Source organism: Marinobacter sp. M5B (genome assembly GCF_042604615.1).
Lineage (GTDB): Bacteria > Pseudomonadota > Gammaproteobacteria > Pseudomonadales > Oleiphilaceae > Marinobacter > Marinobacter salarius.
In genome coordinates this window covers 1,585,577-1,604,499 of the sequence record NZ_CP156894.1, presented here as the reverse complement: position 1 = coordinate 1,604,499, position 18,923 = coordinate 1,585,577, and the positions used below count along the sequence as shown (strand labels likewise).

15 protein-coding genes and 1 tRNA gene are annotated in these 18,923 nt (G+C 57.5%); 5 read left to right on the top strand and 11 right to left on the bottom strand.

Features of this window, described 5'->3' with window-relative positions:
- Positions 1–4: 4 nt before the first annotated feature.
- The 3 genes from AAGD24_RS07255 to AAGD24_RS07245 all read right to left on the bottom strand — a co-directional run bounded on the left by AAGD24_RS07255 (position 5) and on the right by AAGD24_RS07245 (position 4,553).
- Positions 5–889 (bottom strand): NAD(+) kinase, encoded by an 885-nt coding sequence (locus AAGD24_RS07255; RefSeq protein WP_007151855.1) that lies wholly within the window; start codon positions 887–889, stop codon positions 5–7.
- A 132-nt stretch (positions 890–1,021) separates the two neighbouring features.
- A complete protein-coding gene (locus tag AAGD24_RS07250) occupies positions 1,022–2,272 on the bottom strand; it encodes a DNA repair protein (RefSeq protein WP_041334726.1) in 1,251 nt (416 codons plus the stop codon).
- 214 nt (positions 2,273–2,486) lie between these two features.
- Positions 2,487–4,553, bottom strand: a complete 2,067-nt coding sequence (locus tag AAGD24_RS07245; protein WP_091644146.1) for an NADPH-dependent 2,4-dienoyl-CoA reductase — start codon at positions 4,551–4,553, stop codon at positions 2,487–2,489.
- 131 nt (positions 4,554–4,684) lie between these two features.
- On the opposite strand from AAGD24_RS07245, the gene AAGD24_RS07240 reads away from it, so the two are divergent.
- Positions 4,685–5,743: an AraC family transcriptional regulator gene (locus tag AAGD24_RS07240; protein ID WP_075195588.1), complete on the top strand. Its 1,059-nt coding sequence runs from the start codon at positions 4,685–4,687 to the stop codon at positions 5,741–5,743.
- Between the two features lie 209 nt (positions 5,744–5,952).
- Here the strand turns inward: AAGD24_RS07240 and AAGD24_RS07235 are convergent.
- Both AAGD24_RS07235 and AAGD24_RS07230 read right to left on the bottom strand, forming a co-directional pair.
- Positions 5,953–6,029, bottom strand: a tRNA-Asp gene (locus AAGD24_RS07235).
- A 125-nt stretch (positions 6,030–6,154) separates the two neighbouring features.
- Positions 6,155–7,186 (bottom strand): AraC family transcriptional regulator, encoded by a 1,032-nt coding sequence (locus AAGD24_RS07230; RefSeq protein WP_036204580.1) that lies wholly within the window; start codon positions 7,184–7,186, stop codon positions 6,155–6,157.
- A 169-nt stretch (positions 7,187–7,355) separates the two neighbouring features.
- Between AAGD24_RS07230 and AAGD24_RS07225 the strand changes: the two genes are divergently transcribed.
- A complete protein-coding gene (locus AAGD24_RS07225) occupies positions 7,356–8,231 on the top strand; it encodes a MaoC/PaaZ C-terminal domain-containing protein (protein ID WP_036204579.1) in 876 nt (291 codons plus the stop codon).
- Positions 8,232–8,244: 13 nt separating this feature from the next.
- On the opposite strand, the gene AAGD24_RS07220 is transcribed toward AAGD24_RS07225, so the two are convergent.
- Genes AAGD24_RS07220 through AAGD24_RS07210 form a run of 3 tightly spaced genes read right to left on the bottom strand, consistent with a single transcriptional unit; the run spans position 8,245 to position 12,951 of the window.
- Positions 8,245–9,834: a response regulator gene (locus AAGD24_RS07220; RefSeq protein ID WP_379866994.1), complete on the bottom strand. Its 1,590-nt coding sequence runs from the start codon at positions 9,832–9,834 to the stop codon at positions 8,245–8,247.
- A gap of 45 nt (positions 9,835–9,879) precedes the next feature.
- Positions 9,880–10,506, bottom strand: coding sequence for a response regulator FixJ (gene fixJ / locus AAGD24_RS07215; RefSeq protein ID WP_007151863.1), 627 nt, complete (start codon positions 10,504–10,506; stop codon positions 9,880–9,882).
- Between the two features lie 36 nt (positions 10,507–10,542).
- On the bottom strand, positions 10,543–12,951 hold the full coding sequence (locus AAGD24_RS07210) for a Lon protease family protein (RefSeq protein ID WP_228210815.1): 2,409 nt from the start codon (positions 12,949–12,951) through the stop codon (positions 10,543–10,545).
- Positions 12,952–13,118: 167 nt separating this feature from the next.
- Between AAGD24_RS07210 and AAGD24_RS07205 the strand changes: the two genes are divergently transcribed.
- Positions 13,119–13,403: a hypothetical protein gene (locus AAGD24_RS07205; RefSeq protein WP_036204572.1), complete on the top strand. Its 285-nt coding sequence runs from the start codon at positions 13,119–13,121 to the stop codon at positions 13,401–13,403.
- Positions 13,404–13,580: 177 nt separating this feature from the next.
- Positions 13,581–13,958 (top strand): PilZ domain-containing protein, encoded by a 378-nt coding sequence (locus tag AAGD24_RS07200; protein WP_036204571.1) that lies wholly within the window; start codon positions 13,581–13,583, stop codon positions 13,956–13,958.
- Between the two features lie 6 nt (positions 13,959–13,964).
- On the opposite strand, the gene AAGD24_RS07195 is transcribed toward AAGD24_RS07200, so the two are convergent.
- The 3 genes from AAGD24_RS07195 to AAGD24_RS07185 all read right to left on the bottom strand — a co-directional run bounded on the left by AAGD24_RS07195 (position 13,965) and on the right by AAGD24_RS07185 (position 16,172).
- Positions 13,965–14,435, bottom strand: a complete 471-nt coding sequence (locus AAGD24_RS07195; RefSeq protein WP_379866991.1) for a flavodoxin family protein — start codon at positions 14,433–14,435, stop codon at positions 13,965–13,967.
- A 37-nt stretch (positions 14,436–14,472) separates the two neighbouring features.
- Positions 14,473–15,525 (bottom strand): recombinase RecA, encoded by a 1,053-nt coding sequence (gene recA / locus AAGD24_RS07190; RefSeq protein WP_036204567.1) that lies wholly within the window; start codon positions 15,523–15,525, stop codon positions 14,473–14,475.
- A gap of 146 nt (positions 15,526–15,671) precedes the next feature.
- Positions 15,672–16,172, bottom strand: a complete 501-nt coding sequence (locus AAGD24_RS07185) for a CinA family protein (protein ID WP_228210812.1) — start codon at positions 16,170–16,172, stop codon at positions 15,672–15,674.
- A gap of 82 nt (positions 16,173–16,254) precedes the next feature.
- On the opposite strand from AAGD24_RS07185, the gene mutS reads away from it, so the two are divergent.
- On the top strand, positions 16,255–18,888 hold the full coding sequence (mutS, locus tag AAGD24_RS07180) for a DNA mismatch repair protein MutS (RefSeq protein WP_379866989.1): 2,634 nt from the start codon (positions 16,255–16,257) through the stop codon (positions 18,886–18,888).
- Positions 18,889–18,923 lie beyond the last annotated feature (35 nt).

Genomic DNA, 18,923 nt, shown 5'->3' with positions numbered 1-18,923 from the left:
GTTGTTAGCTCGCTGCAATCTCACTGGCCCAGCCCAGCTTGTCCCGGCATGTGGCGTAAAAATTATGATCCGCGGGGTGAATCAGGCGAATCTTGAAGGGTTTCTTGGTGATTCGGATGATGTCGCCGGGGGCACAGGCAATGTTCATCTGCCCGTCGAAACTGATCTGCGGATAGGTTTCGTTGGTTTCACCGATCACCAGCTTGATCTCACTCTTGCCGTCCACCACGATCGGGCGACTGCTCAACGTGTGCGGGAACATGGGCACCAGCACGACGGCATCGAGTTTCGGATGCATGATCGGCCCGCCCGCCGATAACGAATAGGCGGTCGACCCGGTCGGCGTAGCCACGATAAGCCCATCCGAGCGTTGGCTGTATACGAAATGTCCGTCGATGTAGAGGTCGAACCCGATCATCCGGGTCGATTTGCCGGGATGCAGCACCACGTCATTCAGGGCGGTTCCAAAGCCCAGCGGCTGGCCATTGCGCTCCACGTGCCCATCCAGCAGGAAACGTGTCTCTTCGATGTATTTCCCCTGCAGGACCTTGCCCAGCCGTTCCTCCAGGTCAGACGGAGAAATATCGGTCAGGAAACCAAGACGACCACGGTTCACACCCAGCAGCGGAATCTTGGATTTGGCCAGTTCCCGGGCAGCGCCCAGCAAACTGCCATCACCACCCACTACAATAACCAGGTCACAAATTTCACCCAGCAGCTTCTTGCTGGCCACCTGAAGACCATGACCAGGCAGCATACTGGCGGTGTCTTCCTCAATGATCACGTGATAGTTATTGCTCACCAGATACTGTTTGAGCTGACGCAGCGATTCGACCACCTTTACGCTGCCCATGCGGCCAATCACGCCAATGTTTCTGAATTGATCCATGTAGCTTCCTGTGGGTGTCTGGGTTGGGCCGGGGCGGAACTGATTCATCACCCGGGGGCGTATCAGCACCCATAGTAACGAAATACGGCCCGATTCTGAAAAAAGATCCCGCAGGAAATCGCTAGAGGCAGGTTAGTTGGAGTCCTTCGGCCGGTGCTGTTCGCAGCGATCATCCACCTCTGCCCGAAACTCAGCCGGCTGACTGATGCGCATGACGGGCTCACCACAGGGTTTACCGTTGGTAAGCTTATGATGGCAGACCGGGTGTTCATAGTGGTCAAGCCATTGCCGGTAGGCCGGCTCATTGAGCCCGCAACGCTCAGCAGCGTAGGCCACAGGGTTGCGGAAATAGCTCTCGATATCATCGTAAGGCAGGGTAATATGACCTACCCCGGCGTGGTAGGCCACCAGGAAGACCGAATGGTTTTGCAGGTGATCCATGACTGAATTTTCGGTTGGCGGCTGGTGTCGCAAGTCATAGTTTTCCTGCTCCAGCACCACGATCTTTTCGTCTCTCAATTCCAGTTCGCGCTGACGGCGCTCCAGTTGCTCTCGCAGCAACACCACCTCGGCATCCGCCGTAGCACCCTCGCGCTCATTACGGGCCTCACCACTGGCGATCTGCTCCTGCATCATCAGGTACTGTTCATTGCGCTCAGCAAGGCGTTTTTTCAGCTGCTCATTGCTGAGTTTCTGGCGCTCATACTTCTGTTGGAGTTCGGCGGTTTCATTACGCAGAGCCTGCATCTCATGGCGGTTTTCACGCTGCAGATCAGACAGCGCATCGCGATGAACACTTTGCAGGGTTTTGATGCGAAGCCGCTGTTCCCGGATAACACGGGCAAGCCGCACCCGGTCTGCGGAAACCTCAGGTTCTTCCTGGGAACGGGACTCGGCACCCAACACAGGAATATCCTCTTCCGGCGTGGGCTCCACCTTGCGGAACCTCAGTGTGTTCGCATCCACGGCGCGCCGAATGGCCTGGAAGTGGTTGCTTCCCGGGGTCATATCAGGATCCCAGAAATCCTCGGCACTGGCAGACTTCGGGCATTGACTGCGACACACCAATCGAATCGGACCAGCACCCATATCCGGGCCCTTGGCACCTTTGCGGGCCAGTTTTTCTACGGGCAAGTTCCAATGGCTGTCAGCCCTGCCTTCCTCATCAAAATAGATTCGGAAGAAAACCAGCGAACGCACCAGAAGGTCGCTGCCAAGCAATACGTAAACGGCCTTTACATCGGTATCTGCCAGGTCGGACAGGCCAACGTAGCCATCAAGAAAGGCTCCGAACTCAGACGCACGCATCTGGCGCGACACGTCGCTGCCGTCCATGAAAAACACCGCCGAATAACCATCGCTTGCCTGGTCGGCAGACCCCATTGCTAACTCCCCACTCTCCGAAAACCCGACCGCTACACGACAAACACACCAAAAGTGTTCCGTTTTTTCGTCAGACACCAGAAACCGGCCCTGCACAGTGCGCGGGGCCGGCTTCAAACTGACAGACTTCCGGATAATAGTCTAGCGGGTCAAACCTCTGAAGGTAGAGTAAAACTGCAACGTTTTGTGATCAGGGCCCGCACGCCCGTGGCACTCAGAGCTCCGCTGCCAGGCGGCTGCCCTGATTGATCGCGCGCTTGGCATCCAGTTCCGCGGCCACGTCGGCGCCACCGATCAAGTGCACCTTCATTCCAGCGGCTTCAAGCCCACTCTGTAACTCACGCAAAGGCTCCTGGCCGGCACACACAACAATGGTATCCACCGGCAATACCCTATCCTCTCCCTGCTCGGCACCTTTCGGGGTCACCGTTATGTGCAGCCCGTCATCATCAATCTTGCGGTAGCTCACGCCCGGAACCATCTGCACCTGGCGATTCTTCAGTGAAGTGCGGTGAATCCAGCCTGTGGTCTTGCCCAGGTTTTTACCGACTTTCGATGCCTTGCGCTGCAACAGGTACACCTCGCGGGCCGGCTCCGGCACCTCCGGCTCCATGCCCTGAATACCGCCACGATGACCAACGCTCAGGTCCACTCCCCATTCACGCATGAAGTGCTCGGGATCCAGCGCCGCCGAGGTGCCCTTGTGGACGATGAATTCCGAGACGTCGAAGCCGATGCCACCGGCACCAATCACCGCCACTTTCTGCCCTACGGGCTTGCGACCCAACAGCGCATCCAGGTAACCAATGACACTGGGGTGATCCACTCCCTCAATCTCCGGTGTGCGCGGGCTGACGCCGCTGGCCAGCACCACATGGTCGTATCCACCAGCCTTGAGGGCATCGACATCCACACGGGTATTCAGGCGTACGTCCACCCCGTGCTTGTCCAGCATGACCCGGAAATAACGCAGGGTTTCGTAGAACTCCTCCTTGCCCGGTATCCGCTTGGCCACGTTGAACTGACCACCCACTTCGCTACCGGCGTCAAACAGCGTTACTTTATGACCACGCTCCGCCGCTACCGTCGCAAACGCCAGGCCTGCGGGGCCGGCCCCAACCACCGCGATCGTTTTGGGCTCGGCGGTTTTGACGTAGGTCAGCTCAGTTTCGTGGCAGGCACGGGGGTTGACCAGACAAGAGGTCAGCTTGCCGCTGAAGGTATGATCCAGGCAGGCCTGGTTGCAACCGATGCAGGTGTTGATTTCGTCCGCGCGGTCTTCGGCAGACTTCAGAACAAGGTCCGCATCCGCCAGGAACGGACGGGCCATGGATACCATATCAGCATCGCCTTCCGCGAGGATCTTCTCGGCAACATCCGGCATGTTGATGCGGTTGGTGGTCACCAGGGGGATGCTGACCTCGTCTTTCAGGCGCGCCGTTACCTTGGTAAACGCGCCCCGAGGCACAGAGGTAGCAATGGTCGGTACACGGGCTTCATGCCAGCCGATGCCGGTGTTGATAATGGTGGCGCCGGCTTTCTCGATTTCTTTCGCCAATTGCACCACTTCATCCCAGGTACTGCCATCTTCGATAAGATCCAGCATCGACAAACGGTAAATAAGGATGAAATCGCTGCCCACGCGCTCGCGAACCCGGCGAACAATCTCGATCGGCAGTCGAATGCGGTTCTCGTAGCTGCCACCCCACTGGTCAGTACGATGGTTTGTATGGGCCACGATGAACTGGTTGATGAAGTAACCTTCCGAACCCATGATCTCCACGCCGTCGTACCCGGCTTCCCGCGCGAGCGCCGCGCAGTTGACGTAATCCTCAATCTGCTTTTCGATACCCGCTTCGTCCAGCTCTCTAGGCTTCATCGGGTTGATGGGTGCCTGAATCGCGGACGGGGCCACCAGCTCCGGATGATAAGCGTAGCGACCGGCATGGAGAATCTGCATACAGATCTTGCCGTCGGCCTCATGCACCGCGCGGGTGATCACCTGATGCTTGTCCGCTTCTTCCTGGGTGTTCATCTTGGCCGCGTGCTGGAACACCGCACCTTCCACATTCGGGGAAATACCACCAGTCACAATCAAACCCGCACCGCCACGGGCACGTTCGGCGTAGAAAGCGGCAAGCCGATCAAAACCATTCTTCGCCTCTTCCAGGCCAGTATGCATGGACCCCATCAGTGTACGATTGCGAAGACGCGTGAACCCGAGATCCAACGGCTCCAGCAAATTGGGGTAACGTTTAACGCCCGGTGTCGATTCGGTCATGATCTCTCTCCTGTTATTGGATCGGCAATGCCGTGATATGGGCTCTAAATTAGCCATCCGGCCCTTCCCAAACAATATCCCGAAACAACAGTTTGATATCCTGTAACGACTTGTCGGACAATACCTGCATCATGAAAACGAGCACCAGACACAAAAACCCCCTTGGCGATATCAGCGTGCTGTACGTCGCCGTCATGGCCCGCGCACTTCGGGCCGAAGGCCGGGACCCCACAGACCTGCTGAGCCGGTTTGGGCTGGACGAACAAGCACTGGGAGCGCCTGCGGCCCGGATCAGCATCCCCCGGTTCATGAGAATGGGTCAGGCGGCTATCGCCCTCACCGGCAACCCCGCGCTCGGCCTGACGATGGGCCAGCTGTCTCGCCCCGTGGACGCGGGTATCGCAGGGCTTGCCGCCCAATCTGCCGCCACAGCTGGCGAAGCCATCAGCACGCTGATTCATTATTCCCTACTCAACAGCCGCAACAGCAGGGGTGTTCCCTGGACAGCCGGCAAGGGCCGTGAAGCGCATTTTTACTCCATCAAACCCTACAACGCGTTTAATTACTTCGTGGTGGATTCGGTCCTTGCAGCCTGGGCCCAATTCCTGAGGCTCATTACCGGCCACGACCGGGTCGTTGAACGGGTCTGCATTGAGTACCCTTCCCAGGGTTACGACGATGTGTTTGAACAGTGGTTCGGGTGCCCGGTGAAGTTCGGTGCCGAAGGCAACAGCCTCAGACTGGCCCCGGGAATAGCGGAAGCCGCTTCGCTACAGGCGCAGGCCGCCATGTTCGAGTCACTGTCAGGGCAGTGCGCACTGGAACTGTCACGTATCCGCGCCGGGTGGAGCACGGCTGACCGGGTGAAAGACCAGCTCCCACCCCTGCTACAGGGCGGCACTCCGACCCTGATGACCGTCGCCCATAAGCTCGGCGTCGCGCCCTGGACACTTCAAAGGCAATTGGCAGAGGAGAACACCGGATTTCGGGAACTGGTGGACGACACCCGCAAGGAGCTGGCTGTCGAGTACATACGGGAAACACGGGTATCTCTGTCAGAAATTGCGTGGCTATTGGGCTTTGCCAATCCGGCAGCATTTCATAAGGCGTGGCGTCGCTGGTTCAACACCAGCCCGGGGGAACATCGAAAACAGTACCTGGCGGAGCAGGCTGCCAAAGGCATTCTCTAAAAACCTGAAAGCACCACTACAACTCAGTGGCATCGTCCAGAGTATCGTCATCATCATCATAGTCTTCAAACTGACAATCCATCAGCTCTTCTTCGTAATCGGACATTATTCGTCTCCCAAGTTTCAAACAGGAGAACGATAGCATGGACAATATTACAGAGAGATGAATCGGGAATGACAACAAAAAGAGGTAATCAAAGAAGGGAAAATGGCGGAGCGGACGGGACTCGAACCCGCGACCCCCGGCGTGACAGGCCGGTATTCTAACCAGCTGAACTACCGCTCCGCGTGAGCCGCCACCTCGGGCGCAATCAAGGGTGTGACTGCTCGGTGACAACGAGGGCGCATTATAAAGAGGCCGCCCTGCATGTCAACGTTTTTCATGAAAAAAGTTCGGTTTTCAGAAGGCTCTTACATGGCATCAACCATGGCATCCTTTCCCTGTGCGGTCTTTCGGTATTCGATAGGCGTCATGCTCGACCAACGCTTGAACGCCCGGTAGAAAGTACTGGGTTCCGAGAAGCCGGTGAGATAAACGATTTCGTCAATGGATTCGTCGGTGGTTGCCAGCAACTGCCGCGCCAGGCGATAACGGAAATCCGCCAGCACCTGGTTGAAGCTGGTTTCTGCTTCAGTCAGGCGGGTACGCAGGGTTCGGGGCTTAATGCCAAGACGCTCGGCCACGGCATCCAGAGTAACCTCGCCGCTGTCCAGCAGTTCCGCAACAATCCGCTCGACCTGTCCGACGATGTCTTTCTTCTCAAGACGGGCCACCTGCTCACTGGCAAACCGCTCATGGAGGTCCAGCAACTCCGGTTCCGCATGGGGTGAAGCATGGGACAGCAGGGTGGCAGGGAAATACAGCCGGTTTTCCTTGGCGCCAAATATGACATCGCAGCCAAGCACGTCGATCACATGCTCCTGGCCATGCTCACGCTGATGCTCAAACTCGATGCGCGACGGATAGAAGCTGTCATCGGTGATCGATCTGAAAAAGGTAATCAGGCCCTGCACGAAACATTCGTTGAAGTGCCGCAGACGGCTGACTTCGCTGGAAGCGGCATCCAGAACCATGCAAGCCTCGTCGCCCTCGATGAAGAAGTCGGTATTGGCAGCATCGCTCAACAGGCGCTGATAGTTCTGAGCCCGCCGCAGGCCCTCGCCAAACGTGGGGCTACTCAGAAACAGATATTCCAGTACCTGCCCCTTGTAGGCCGGTAACAACTGACCCAGGTGGAGGCCGGCGTCGGAGTCACCCGACACATCCTCAACCACCTGCCAGAAATACAACTGGGCACTGTGAGGTGTTCTTAGCTGCTCGGTGTAGACATAGTCTTCATCCACTCCCAGCCGGGCAAAAATGGCATCTGTATCAATCCCTTTGCGTTTCATGGCCTGATAAATCAGGCGCAACATCACACCCGCATCGCGAAGTTCCTGCATAAAATCCCGCTTTATAGTTGTTTATTAATCGGCTTGGCCGGCCGGACAACCTTGCTGGCAAGCCAGGTCAATGCTCATACTGGCCGGGTTTGCCAGACTCTGAGACCTTAGTCTTATATTAGAGCATATCAGGCCACAGACGCACAGGTGTACCAGGAGAGATAGCAATATGACAGATACTTCAATCTACCACCGTCACCCGCCCGGCCTATGGTCGCTTTACAGCAAGGCCCTACTCCCGAAAACCAAGCCATCCGGCGACGAACTCAGGATCCCCGGCCTGTCCACCCGATTAATCGGTGTCAGTACGGCCAACGATAACCTGAAACGCTACCGGAAGGTATGTGGCTTCGATACACAGGCTAACGTGCCCATCACCTGGCCCCACATCCTGGCGTTTCCGTTGCATCTGAAACTGCTGACCGAGAAAGACTTCCCACTGCCCCTGCTTGGGCTCGTTCACCTTCGCAACAACATCACGCAGCACCGAGCCATCGGCACCGGGGAAACGCTGGACATCACCGCACGGCTGGACGGTCAGAACAATACGTCGAGGGGCCTGGAGTTCGATCTGGTCACCGAAGCCTGGTCCGCAGGGAGGCTGGTGTGGGAAGAGACGAGCACCAACCTGTTCCGGCAGCCGGATAAAAGCAAAAAGGCCTCGGGCGATAAACCTCCCGAACTGCCCCACTACCCTGAGACCACCGACATCAGTGCCGCGGAATCCATTGGCCGGCAATACGCGGGGGTATCCGGTGACAGAAACCCGATACACCTTCACGCGCTGACCGCAAAGGCCTTCGGTTTCCCCCGGGCGATTGCCCACGGCATGTGGAGCAAGGCCCGAGTGCTGGCACTACTGGAACAGCAAAGCGGCTGGCGCCCGGACGCGATATCCGTCTCCTGCCAGTTCAAGAAACCGCTGTTCCTTCCCGGAACCGCACAACTCAACTGGCAGGCGGGGCAAGACGGCTGGGATTATCAGCTACTGAATGCGTCCGGAAACGCACCCCACCTGAGCGGCCAGATACATTGGGAAAGTTAAGTGGGGAGAGAGGTTACTCTGTCGGCTCTCCGGAGCCGTCAGTGGACGCACAGGGCGAACCCACGGCCCCGGCGACCGGCAGGGTAAAGAAGAAACACGCACCACCGTGCTCGGGCCGCTCAAACCCGATATCACCGCCCTGGGCCTGGATCAGGGATCGACACATGGGCAAGCCAATCCCCATGCCTTCTTCCTTGGTGGTGTAAAACGGCAGGAACAGCTTTTCTTCCGCATCGTCCTGCAGACCAACACCATGATCGGTGACCGCCACACGGACACAGCCCGTGCCTGACATCGCCACGGTTACCTCCACAGGCTTTTCCGACTGGGCGCTGCGAGTGGACTCCAAGGCATTACGAATCAGGTTCAACGCAACCTGCTGTACCTGAATCGGGTCCGCCAGGACATCCGGCACGTCATTGGCCACCGAAATCTCGACGCCGCCCTCGTTGTTGCGGATATCCACTTCTGCGAACTGGCGGGTATCTTCCAACAGCGCCGCAATCGACAACACATCCTTTCCGGCAGCCGGCTTCTTCATAAACCGCCGGATGCGTCGGATCACCTCACTGGCGCGGTGTGACTGGGCTTCGATCTTCTCCAGCGTTTCCTCAAGCAACTCGTGGTCCGGCGCTTCCTTGGCCAACACGCGCTTGGCAACGCGGGCATAGTTGGTGATGGCCGTCAGTGGCTGGTTAACCTCATGTGCCACACCGGCAGCCATCTCCCCCATGGTGGTCAGGCGGGAGAAGTGGGCCAACTGCTCACGCTGCTCCTGAACCATGTGCCGGGCGTCGTCCAGTGCCCGCTCACTTTCAAGCTCAGCAGTGATGTCACGGAAGACCACAACCGCGCCATGCAGTTCATCACCATCCAGTTTCGGTGTCGCACGATACTCCACCGGAAACGGTGAACCATCTGCGCGTAACATCTCAATATCGCGCTGGTTCTCCGCAACACCCTTGGTACAGGTGGCATAGATAGGGAGTGACTCACATCCGTGGCCGGCGGTGCGGAAATGGAGATCGAAAAAACCCTCACCAATCAACTCTTCAACAGACCTGCGCATGATCAGCGCCGCCGCCGGATTGGCGAACACGATGGTACCCCTGGCGTCGAGACCGTAAATACCTTCGCTGATGGAATTGAGTATGCGGGCCTGATCGTTTTCAAGCTGGCGATTACGGGCCTGAAGCGCCCGCTCAAGGCGGATGACCCTGGCATGGGTTTTCACCCGGGCAATCACCTCCTGAGCCTGGAACGGCTTGGAGATGTAGTCAGCGCCTCCCAGGGAGAATCCCCGGACTTTCGCCTGCAGATCATCCAGAGCGGAGAGAAACACCACGGCGCTGTCTGACGTAACCGGGTCTGCCTTGAGGCGTTCACACACCTGATAGCCGTCAAGTTCCGGCATCATGATGTCGAGAAGGATCACTTCCGGCTGATGGCGATGAGCAAGGTCCAGCGCCTTTTCACCATCGTTGGCAATGAGCAGGCGATAACACTTGTCTTTCAGGGTCTCATAGAGAACCTTGAGGTTCTGCGGGTTGTCGTCAACGAGCAGAACCGTTACGTCTGTTGTCTCAAGGACAGCATCTGTCATAGAAGTACGGCCGGTTACGATGATGAATGCATGATGCCGGCCAAATCAGCGCGCGTCGATAAGGTCCTTTACGGACAGAACCATACGGACCAGGTGTGCCAGTGAATGAGTACCCATCTTATGCATCACCCGTGAGCGATGAATTTCCACGGTACGCTGGCTGATCTCCAGTTCGATGGCAATGACCTTGTTCGCCTGCCCGGCAATCATCCGATCCATGATTTCATGTTCCCGGGGCGTCAGGCTTTTTACGCGGCGCAGGATTTCCTGCTTCTCACCGAGAGTTTTGCGCTGCTCCTTGTCCTGTTCCAGGGCGGCTTCGATTTTCTGGAGCAGGGCCTCTTCACGATAGGGTTTCTGAATGAAATCGACCGCGCCCTCTTTCATGGCATCCACGGCCATGGGGACATCACCGTGCCCGGTGACGAAGATAATTGGCAGGATGGAGTGCTTTTCATTCAGTTTCTTCTGGAGCTCCATACCATCCATGCCCGGCATGCGGATATCCAGTACGATACAGCCGGCCATTTTTTCGGAGTAATCCTTGAGGAATGCGTTGGCATTGTCATAAGTCTTGACCGGCTTGCCATCGGATTTCAGCAGCAGTTCAAGAGAATCACGAACCGCCTCATCGTCCTCAACTACGTAGACCGTTTGCTGGGTATCAGTCATGTGCCTTGTCTCTCCTTTCAATGACCGCCGTGGCTCTTAATGAATCGACGGATCTTTGTGGTCGTCCCGGGCATGCTCCTGACGCTCATGCTCGCGCATTTTCTCCAGACGTTGCTGGATAATGCCAAAAACGCTCTGCTTAGGGTACCTGCCTTTGTCATCAGCCTTGCCTGCCGGTTTACCGAGCAACAGCGTAATCGCTTCCTCGGCACGGCTGACCGCATGCACGGCAAACTGTCCATTGCGAACAGCCTGGACAACCTCCTGCTCAAGCATCAGGTTCTGGACGTTGGTGGAGGGTACAATCACCCCCTGGGTGCCAGTGAGTTCCCCGGTCAGCCTGCAAGTGCTGAAAAAGCCTTCAACCTTCTCGTTCACGCCACCAATGGGCTGAACCTCTCCGAACTGGTTCACCGACCCGGTGATCGCCAGGTCCTGCCTGACAGGCAGGCCGGACAACGCAGACACCAGGGCGCACAGTTCCGCCAGTGAGGCACTGTCACCGTCCACTTCGCCGTAGTTCTGTTCGAAGGTCAGGCTGGCCGACAGGTGCATGGGATCCGTAACGGCAAAATGGGCAGACAACCAGGAACTGAGGATCATCACCCCTTTCGAGTGAATGTTACCACCCAGTTTGACGTCCCGTTCGATATCCATCACACCGCCATCTCCATAATAGCAGGTGGCAGTGATACGGTTGGACAAACCAAACTCGAATCCGCCGGTAGAGAGCACTGACAACGCATTCACCTGCCCAACGCAGGTGCCCGTCGTGGACACCAGCGTGGTGCCATCGCGGATGGAGTCGTAAAACTGATCACGGATACGGCTGCTGCGATATTGGGCGCTCTCCAATGCCTGATCCACATGGGAGTTCTGGATCAGCTTTGCCCCCGCCTGTCTCGCCCAGTAATCAGATTCCCTCAGCAGATTGGCGATATCCGCTGCGTGCAGCGACAGCCGATCCTGATGTTCTGCCATGCGCGAACTGTGCTCAATCACACGTGCCACGGCTTTGTTGCTGCAATGCAGCAGCTTCTTTTCGTTCACCAGGCTGGCGATGAACTTGGCGTACAGGAGCTGGCTCTCGTCCGTACGCATCATCTCGTTTTCAAAGTCTGCGGTGACCCGAAACAGCTCAGCGAACTCGGGGTCGTATTCCTGCAACAGCATCCAGGTTTCCCGATCGCCAAACAGTACGATCTTTACGTCCAGCGGAATCGCTTCGGGTTCCAATGAAATCGTGCCCGACAGGGTCAGCTCCCGTTCCAGCGAGTTGATCTGGATGGACTTGGATCGCAAGGCACGCTTCAACCCGTCCCAGACAAATGGCTGCTCAAGCACCTTGATCGCATCCATCAGCAGATACCCCCCGTTGGCACGGTGAATACTGCCAGGGCGTATGAGCGAGAAGTCGGTAAACACCGAACCCTTGAAGGTTACGCTTTCCACGTAGCCAAACAGGTTGTGGTAGGTGGGATTGTCCTCGACCACAACCGGCACTTCGTCGGTTTTCTGGTGAACCAGCACATTGACCAGATAGCGCCGGGGCATTTTTTTATCCAGCGACGCATAGGCGATGGCCGCCTGCTCTTCATTGTCTTCCAGAAAAATTTCCAGGCTCTCGGACAGATCCTTACGCACTTCCTCGAAATACGAAACCACCTCCGGCATATCCCTGTATTTCTCGATCAACTCGTCGATCTGGTGTCCGGAGATGCTTTCCAGTGTTTCCTCGTTGAGTGCCTGCTGGCTTTCGGCGTATTCCTGCTCCCAATCCGCCAGTTTGCGCAGGGCCTGACGCAGCTTCTTCTCGAGCTTGTTGATGTCGTTCTCGAATTTGTCCCGCTGAGCTTCTGTCAATGCCTGGAAGGATTCAGCGGTATGGGGTTCCTCGCCATTCATCGCCACCAGCCGATAGCCGCCGGGTGTCGTAATATTCAGGCTGACCTTCTTTCGCTTGGCCTGGGCCGCCACCTTCTCCAGTTCATCTTCCTGCTTCTTGCCATACCCGTTTTTCAGCTGCTCTGCACGCTCAAGGAAACTGTCGCTGTCGAACGTCTGGGGGATCATCTTCATCAGACGCCCCATCAACTTTTCCATATCCTGTTTGAGCTCGGTGCCCTTACCGGCGGGCAACTGAAGAACACGGGGAATTCGCGGTTCCTCGAAGTTGGCGACATAACACCAGTCGTGGCTCTGATTCTCAGTGTCCACGTGATGCTCCAGATAACGGAGCATCATCGTGCGCTTGCCTAAGCCGTTACGGCCCACGGCGTAGACGTTGTAACCGCCATGGGGCATGGCAAGCGCAAAACGCACCGCTGCCTGGGCCCGATTCTGGCCAACAATTTCCGCCAGGGGCTCGAGCTGTCGCGTGGTCTTGAACGGTAGATCTTTTAAAACACAGGCTTTGTAGAGCTGGTTCAGGGACAGTGACTTCAAGGTTCGGTCCTGTAACGGTATGAAAGCATTTTGGTGTTGGCCGCTCATTGTAGAATCTGGGGCCGGCCCTGTCGCGCTCTCGCTAAAGATTTAGCCCAACTTGTCGATAAATTGATCAATCGGGCATAATAACAGAGGCCTCAACCTCAGGGCGGGACACTCATTCAATGGATATTTATCGAAATCAGTCACAACCGTTGACGGTGCTGGAGTCACTGCGAAAACGCAAACCCTTTACCGCACCGCAGCCGCAACAGGCGTCACCGTCGCCGGAAAAACCGCAGGGCGACCGACGTGTACAGCCCGACCGACGCCGGGCACAGGTGGCTTTTGAGGGGCCAGACCGCCGCAAGAAGCGGTCCAGGCGCAGCCCGCGATTACTGAACCCGAAAACCGGCAAGGCCGCTCCCACCGAAGACCGCAGGGGACGACTGGTCAGCACCCAGGCCTGAACACCATGTCATTAGGGGCATGATTTTGCTGTCGGCACACTGCAGCCCCATTTTGATAACCCGGTCACAGTTCTTCGCTTGGTCATTTTTCAGTCACCATCGTGGGCACTAGACTTCAACGTCCCGGTGGAAGAACGGGCCAATAATAATCACAAGATACGCAACGGATGCCAACGTATGATGAGTGATTCCGCAGACCGCAGAATCAAGGACCGCTACCCTGCCATGTGCCTGAAGGTACAGCTGCAGGAGCGTGGCTTCTTTGGTCGAGGGAAGAATTCAACCGCTGTCACCTGCCTGGACCTGAATCGCTATGGCATGGCGGTGCTTTGCCCAAGGCCAGTAGAGTCTGGCGCCCGTCTCTATATGGACTTTCATGGCAAGTACATCTGCGAATCCCGTGTCGCCGCCCGGGTGATCAGTTGCCAGCCCTATCAGACCGGCTACCGGGTAAGCATCCAGTTCAGCTACTGTTTCGACAAAAAGGGGTATTCACGAACCGTGGACAATGCCCTTTCCCGCATTGAAGGCCTGTACAACCGCTACGCCAGCTAAAGCTTCCTAGAACAGCCCGGCATCCAGGCTGACGGCCATGTAGAGCCCCAGTTCCCGGCACTGATCCTCGAATTCGTCCCGATAGTCGCCATGACAGAGCAATGGCTCCTGCACCAGCCGCCAACGCAGGCCCGTGGTGATGGAATCGATAGCGCGATGGGTGCCGGTACCGTCGAGACCGGCGCGGATGTAGAAGGTGAAGGGCAAACCCTGGGTTTTCTCAAGGCAGGGGTAGTAACTGCGGTCAAAAAAATCCTTTAACGCACCACTCATGTAACCAAGGTTTTCAGTGGTACCGAGGATGATGGCATCACAGGCCAGAACATCTTCCGGGCCTGCTTCCAGCGGAGGGAGCACCGTGACCTCGACATTTTCGATGTCTTCGTGTTTTGCGCCCTGCTCTACGGCTTGCCTTAGTTTAAGGGTATTCGGGGAGGGTGCATGGGCGACAACCAGTAGTTTTTTCTTCGCATCCATACTATCTCCCCGATAACGCAGGAACTAATAACAGAGCTTAGAGAAGCTCACCGTTCGCGTCTGCTGTTGCCTCTTCCTTTGCCGCTTCTTCTTTCTTGGCCGGCTTGGGCATCAGCTTGTCACGCACCGCCGCTTCGATCTCATTGGCGATCTCAAGGTTCTCTTCCAAAAACTTGCAGGCATTGGCCTTGCCCTGGCCGATCTTGTCGCCCTTGTAGGCGTACCAGGCGCCGGACTTGTCCACGAAGCCTTCCTTCACACCCATATCGAGCACTTCGGCCATGTGGTAGATGCCCTTGCCGTACATGATCTGGAACTCGGCCTGCTTGAACGGCGGAGATACCTTGTTCTTGACCACTTTCACTCGGGTTTCGTTGCCCACCACTTCATCGCCATCTTTAACAGCACCGATGCGGCGAATGTCCAGGCGAACGGATGAGTAGAATTTCAGGGCGTTGCCGCCGGTGGTGGTTTCGGGGCTGCCGAACATCACACCAATTTTCATGCGGATCTGGTTGATAAAGATCAGCAGGCAGTTGGCATGCTTGACGTTACCCGTCAGCTTACGCAGCGCCTGGGACATCAGGCGGGCCTGGAGACCAACATGGCTGTCCCCCATCTCACCTTCAATTTCGGCCTTGGGCGTCAGCGCTGCCACGGAGTCCACGATGATGACGTCAACAGCGTTGGAGCGTACCAGCATGTCAGAGATTTCCAGCGCCTGCTCACCGGTGTCCGGCTGGGATACCAGGAGTTCATCCACGTTCACGCCCAGTTTTTCGGCATAGACCGGGTCCAGGGCATGCTCCGCATCCACAAACGCACAGGTTTTTCCAGCCTTCTGGGCCTCGGCAATCACCTGCAGGGTCAGCGTGGTTTTACCAGAGCTTTCCGGGCCGTAGATCTCACAGATGCGACCATAAGGCAGACCGCCTATTCCCAGCGCCACATCCAGGCCCAGGGAACCGGTGGATACCGCAGGGATCGCTTCCCTGGGCTGGTCGCCCATCTTCATGACGGCGCCCTTGCCGAACTGGCGTTCGATCTGGCTCAGTGCTGCACCCAGTGCTTTCTTGCGGTTGTCTTCCATCGTTGCAAACCCTCTGTCGCCAATGCCGTTATCGGGACGGGAGCCCGGCGGCCAAAATCATGGACTGCGGAACCCGGAAAAACCGGACTCCTGTATATTTGAACAGTATTAAAACACAACACGAAGGCAAGACCAACCCCTCCGTTTCAGGGCTTTTCCAGAAAGCCCCTAACTCCCTGTAACACATAAAGAACCGCCTGGCGCCGAACCTGATCACGGTCGCCCTGGAACTGCTCAACCACCGCTTCGGTGTCAGCCGGAGAGCGCCCCCAGGCAAACCACACCGTGCCTACCGGCTTGTCGTCACTGCCGCCACCAGGGCCCGCCACGCCGCTGATCGCAACAGCCACATCCGCACCCGTGGCCGCCAGGGCACCAGCAACCATTTCCCGTACCACCGGTTCGCTAACCGCGCCGTGCTCCCCCAGCGACGGTTCAGTCACACCCAGCAAGCCCCTTTTTGCATCGTTGCTGTAGGTCACCAGTCCCGCCAGAACGTAGGAAGAAGAGCCCGCGCGGTCGGTCAGCACCTTGGCAACCCAGCCGCCAGTGCAACTTTCGGCAGTGGCTATCGTAAGCTCGCGTTGCATTAATACGTCAGCCAATTGCGTGCCGGCTTCCGCCAATGCCTCGTCAGTCAGTGGCATAATGATCTCCTTCGTTTCATCATGGCGGTTATTTTCTTACAATCCCTGCCTTCACATAAAGCCAATGGATCCGGAACCGTTCATGTCAGCAGCCCAGACCGATCTGTCCCACCACACCCCGATGATGAGGCAATACCTCAAGATCAAGGGTGAACACCCCAATGAACTGGTGTTCTACCGCATGGGGGACTTTTACGAGCTGTTCTACGAGGATGCCAAGAAAGCCGCCGAACTGATGGATATCACCCTGACGGCCCGAGGGCAGTCCGGGGGCAGCCCGATTCCCATGGCGGGCATTCCTTACCATTCCGCTGAAGGCTACATTGCACGTCTGGTTCGTGCTGGTCAATCCATCGCCATTTGCGAACAGATTGGCGACCCGGCGACCAGCAAGGGGCCGGTAGAGCGCAAGGTGGTTCGCATTGTGACGCCGGGCACGCTGAGCGACGATGCGTTCCTGGAGGACCGCCGGGATAACCTCCTGGTCGCCATCTACAGCCACCGGGAGCAGTTTGGTTTTGCCTCCCTCGACATCTCCAGCGGACGGTTTACCGTGTCTGAACTGGACGATCTCGAGGGCCTGCAAGGGGAACTCCAGCGCCTGCGCCCAGCGGAGATCCTGATCAGTGAGGACTTTCCTTATCAGGACGTACTGGACGGCTATACCGGTATCCGTCGCCAGGGCCCATGGCTGTTTGAGTCCGACACCGCCCGCCGCGTGATTACCCAGCAACTGCAGGTCCGCGACCTGACCGGCTTTGGCTGCGAAGACCTCACGCTGGCCATCTGCGCCGCCGGATGCCTGCTGCAGTACGCCAAAGAAACCCAGCGCACCGCCCTGCCCCACATTCGCAAGCTCAGCCGTGAACGGCGCGAGGAAGCGGTAATCCTGGACGCCACCAGCCGCCGTAACCTGGAAATCGACACTAATCTCATGGGCGGCACCCAGCACACCCTGGCCTGGGTGATGGACCGGACGGCGACCGCCATGGGTGGGCGCCAGCTAAGACGATGGCTTAACCGGCCCTTACGGGACATTACCGTGGTGGAACAACGCCAGCAGGCGGTTTCAGCACTTCTGGACGGCTTTCACTATGAGCCGGTTCATGACCTGTTGAAAAGCATCGGTGATATCGAGCGGATTTTGGCCCGCGTGGCGCTGCGTTCAGCGCGCCCAAGGGATCTGGCACGGCTGCGGGATGCCTTTCAGGCACTGCCTGAGCTGCAAAAATCGCTGACCTCGGTCGAATCCCACCACATCGTCAGGCTGGCCACGACCATCAGTGAATATCCGGAACTGGCGAACATGCTGGAACGGGCCATTATCGACAACCCGCCGGTGGTCATCCGGGATGGCGGCGTTATCCGCGAAGGTTTTGACGAAGAGCTCGACGAGCTGCGTAACATCAGCGAGAACGCAGGCCAGTTCCTGCTGGACGTTGAGACTCGTGAGCGCGAGCGTACCGGGATCAGCACGCTGAAAGTGGGTTATAACCGGGTACACGGCTACTACATTGAAATCACCCGCGCCCAGTCCGGGCAGGCGCCAGTGGACTACATCCGCCGTCAGACCCTGAAAAACGCCGAACGCTTTATCACCCCGGAACTGAAAGAATTCGAAGACAAGGCCCTGAGCGCCAAGAGCCGCTCGCTGGCACGGGAGAAAGCCCTGTACGACGAGGTACTGGAAACCGTAGCCGCAGAACTGGCACCCCTGCAGGACGCTGCCCAGGCCCTGGCGGAGCTGGATGTGCTCAGCAACTTTGCCGAGCGGGCCACCAGCCTGCGCTTCAATGCCCCGGAATTCAGTGACACGCCCGGCTTCGATATCGAAGAAGGCCGCCACCCGGTGGTGGAACAGCTGTTGAGCGATCCCTACGTGCCCAATGATCTGCTGATGGACCAGCAACGGCGCATGCTGGTGATCACCGGCCCCAACATGGGCGGTAAGTCCACCTACATGCGCCAGGCAGCACTGATTGCCCTGCTGGCTTACACCGGCAGCTATGTGCCCGCCAACCGCGTGGTCATCGGGCCACTGGATCGTATTTTCACCCGCATGGGGTCGTCAGACGACATCGCCGGCGGCCGCTCAACCTTTATGGTGGAAATGACTGAGACCGCCAATATCCTTCACAACGCCACGGAATACAGCCTGGTGCTGATGGACGAGGTGGGGCGCGGCACCAGCACCTTCGACGGCCTGTCCCTGGCGTGGGCGACAGCGGAACACCTGGCCAAACACATTCGCTGCTACACCCTGTTTGCCACTCACTATTTCGAGCTCACGCAACTGGCCGACGATCTTGAGCACGCCGTTAATGTTCACCTGACTGCCACCGAGCACGACGACACCATCGTGTTCCTGCACAACGTTCATGACGGCCCGGCGAGCCAGAGCTATGGTTTGCAGGTGGCGAAGCTGGCTGGCGTGCCCCAGGACGTGATTCGCAATGCCAAGGAGCAGTTGTCCCATCTTGAAGGCGGTGCGGCACCAGCCAGGCCGGCAGCCGATCATGCCGCCGTGGCGCCGGCTGAACCTGAAAAACAGCCACGCACCGCCCGCGTTAGCGAGCCGGTTATGCAGGCAGACATGTTCGCCAGCCTGGAGCCCAGCAAAGTGGAAGAATGCCTGGCCGACCTGGACGTGGACGGACTGACTCCGCGGGATGCCCTTAACCGACTGTACGAATTGAAAGAACTGCTGGGGAAATAGCGGAACTCAGCGGCAGAATTGATCTGTGTAATAAC

Bases quoted from the DNA above. Each gene is read 5' to 3' on its own strand.
- AAGD24_RS07255 (WP_007151855.1), bottom strand. From the start codon at position 889: ATGGATCAATTCAGAAACATTGGCGTGATTGGCCGCATGGGCAGCGTA.
- AAGD24_RS07250 (WP_041334726.1), bottom strand. From the start codon at position 2,272: ATGGGGTCTGCCGACCAGGCAAGCGATGGTTATTCGGCGGTGTTTTTC.
- AAGD24_RS07245 (WP_091644146.1), bottom strand. From the start codon at position 4,553: ATGACCGAATCGACACCGGGCGTTAAACGTTACCCCAATTTGCTGGAG.
- AAGD24_RS07240 (WP_075195588.1), top strand. From the start codon at position 4,685: ATGAAAACGAGCACCAGACACAAAAACCCCCTTGGCGATATCAGCGTG.
- AAGD24_RS07230 (WP_036204580.1), bottom strand. From the start codon at position 7,186: ATGCAGGAACTTCGCGATGCGGGTGTGATGTTGCGCCTGATTTATCAG.
- AAGD24_RS07225 (WP_036204579.1), top strand. From the start codon at position 7,356: ATGACAGATACTTCAATCTACCACCGTCACCCGCCCGGCCTATGGTCG.
- AAGD24_RS07220 (WP_379866994.1), bottom strand. From the start codon at position 9,834: ATGACAGATGCTGTCCTTGAGACAACAGACGTAACGGTTCTGCTCGTT.
- fixJ (WP_007151863.1), bottom strand. From the start codon at position 10,506: ATGACTGATACCCAGCAAACGGTCTACGTAGTTGAGGACGATGAGGCG.
- AAGD24_RS07205 (WP_036204572.1), top strand. From the start codon at position 13,119: ATGGATATTTATCGAAATCAGTCACAACCGTTGACGGTGCTGGAGTCA.
- AAGD24_RS07200 (WP_036204571.1), top strand. From the start codon at position 13,581: ATGATGAGTGATTCCGCAGACCGCAGAATCAAGGACCGCTACCCTGCC.
- AAGD24_RS07195 (WP_379866991.1), bottom strand. From the start codon at position 14,435: ATGGATGCGAAGAAAAAACTACTGGTTGTCGCCCATGCACCCTCCCCG.
- recA (WP_036204567.1), bottom strand. From the start codon at position 15,525: ATGGAAGACAACCGCAAGAAAGCACTGGGTGCAGCACTGAGCCAGATC.
- AAGD24_RS07185 (WP_228210812.1), bottom strand. From the start codon at position 16,172: ATGCCACTGACTGACGAGGCATTGGCGGAAGCCGGCACGCAATTGGCT.
- mutS (WP_379866989.1), top strand. From the start codon at position 16,255: ATGTCAGCAGCCCAGACCGATCTGTCCCACCACACCCCGATGATGAGG.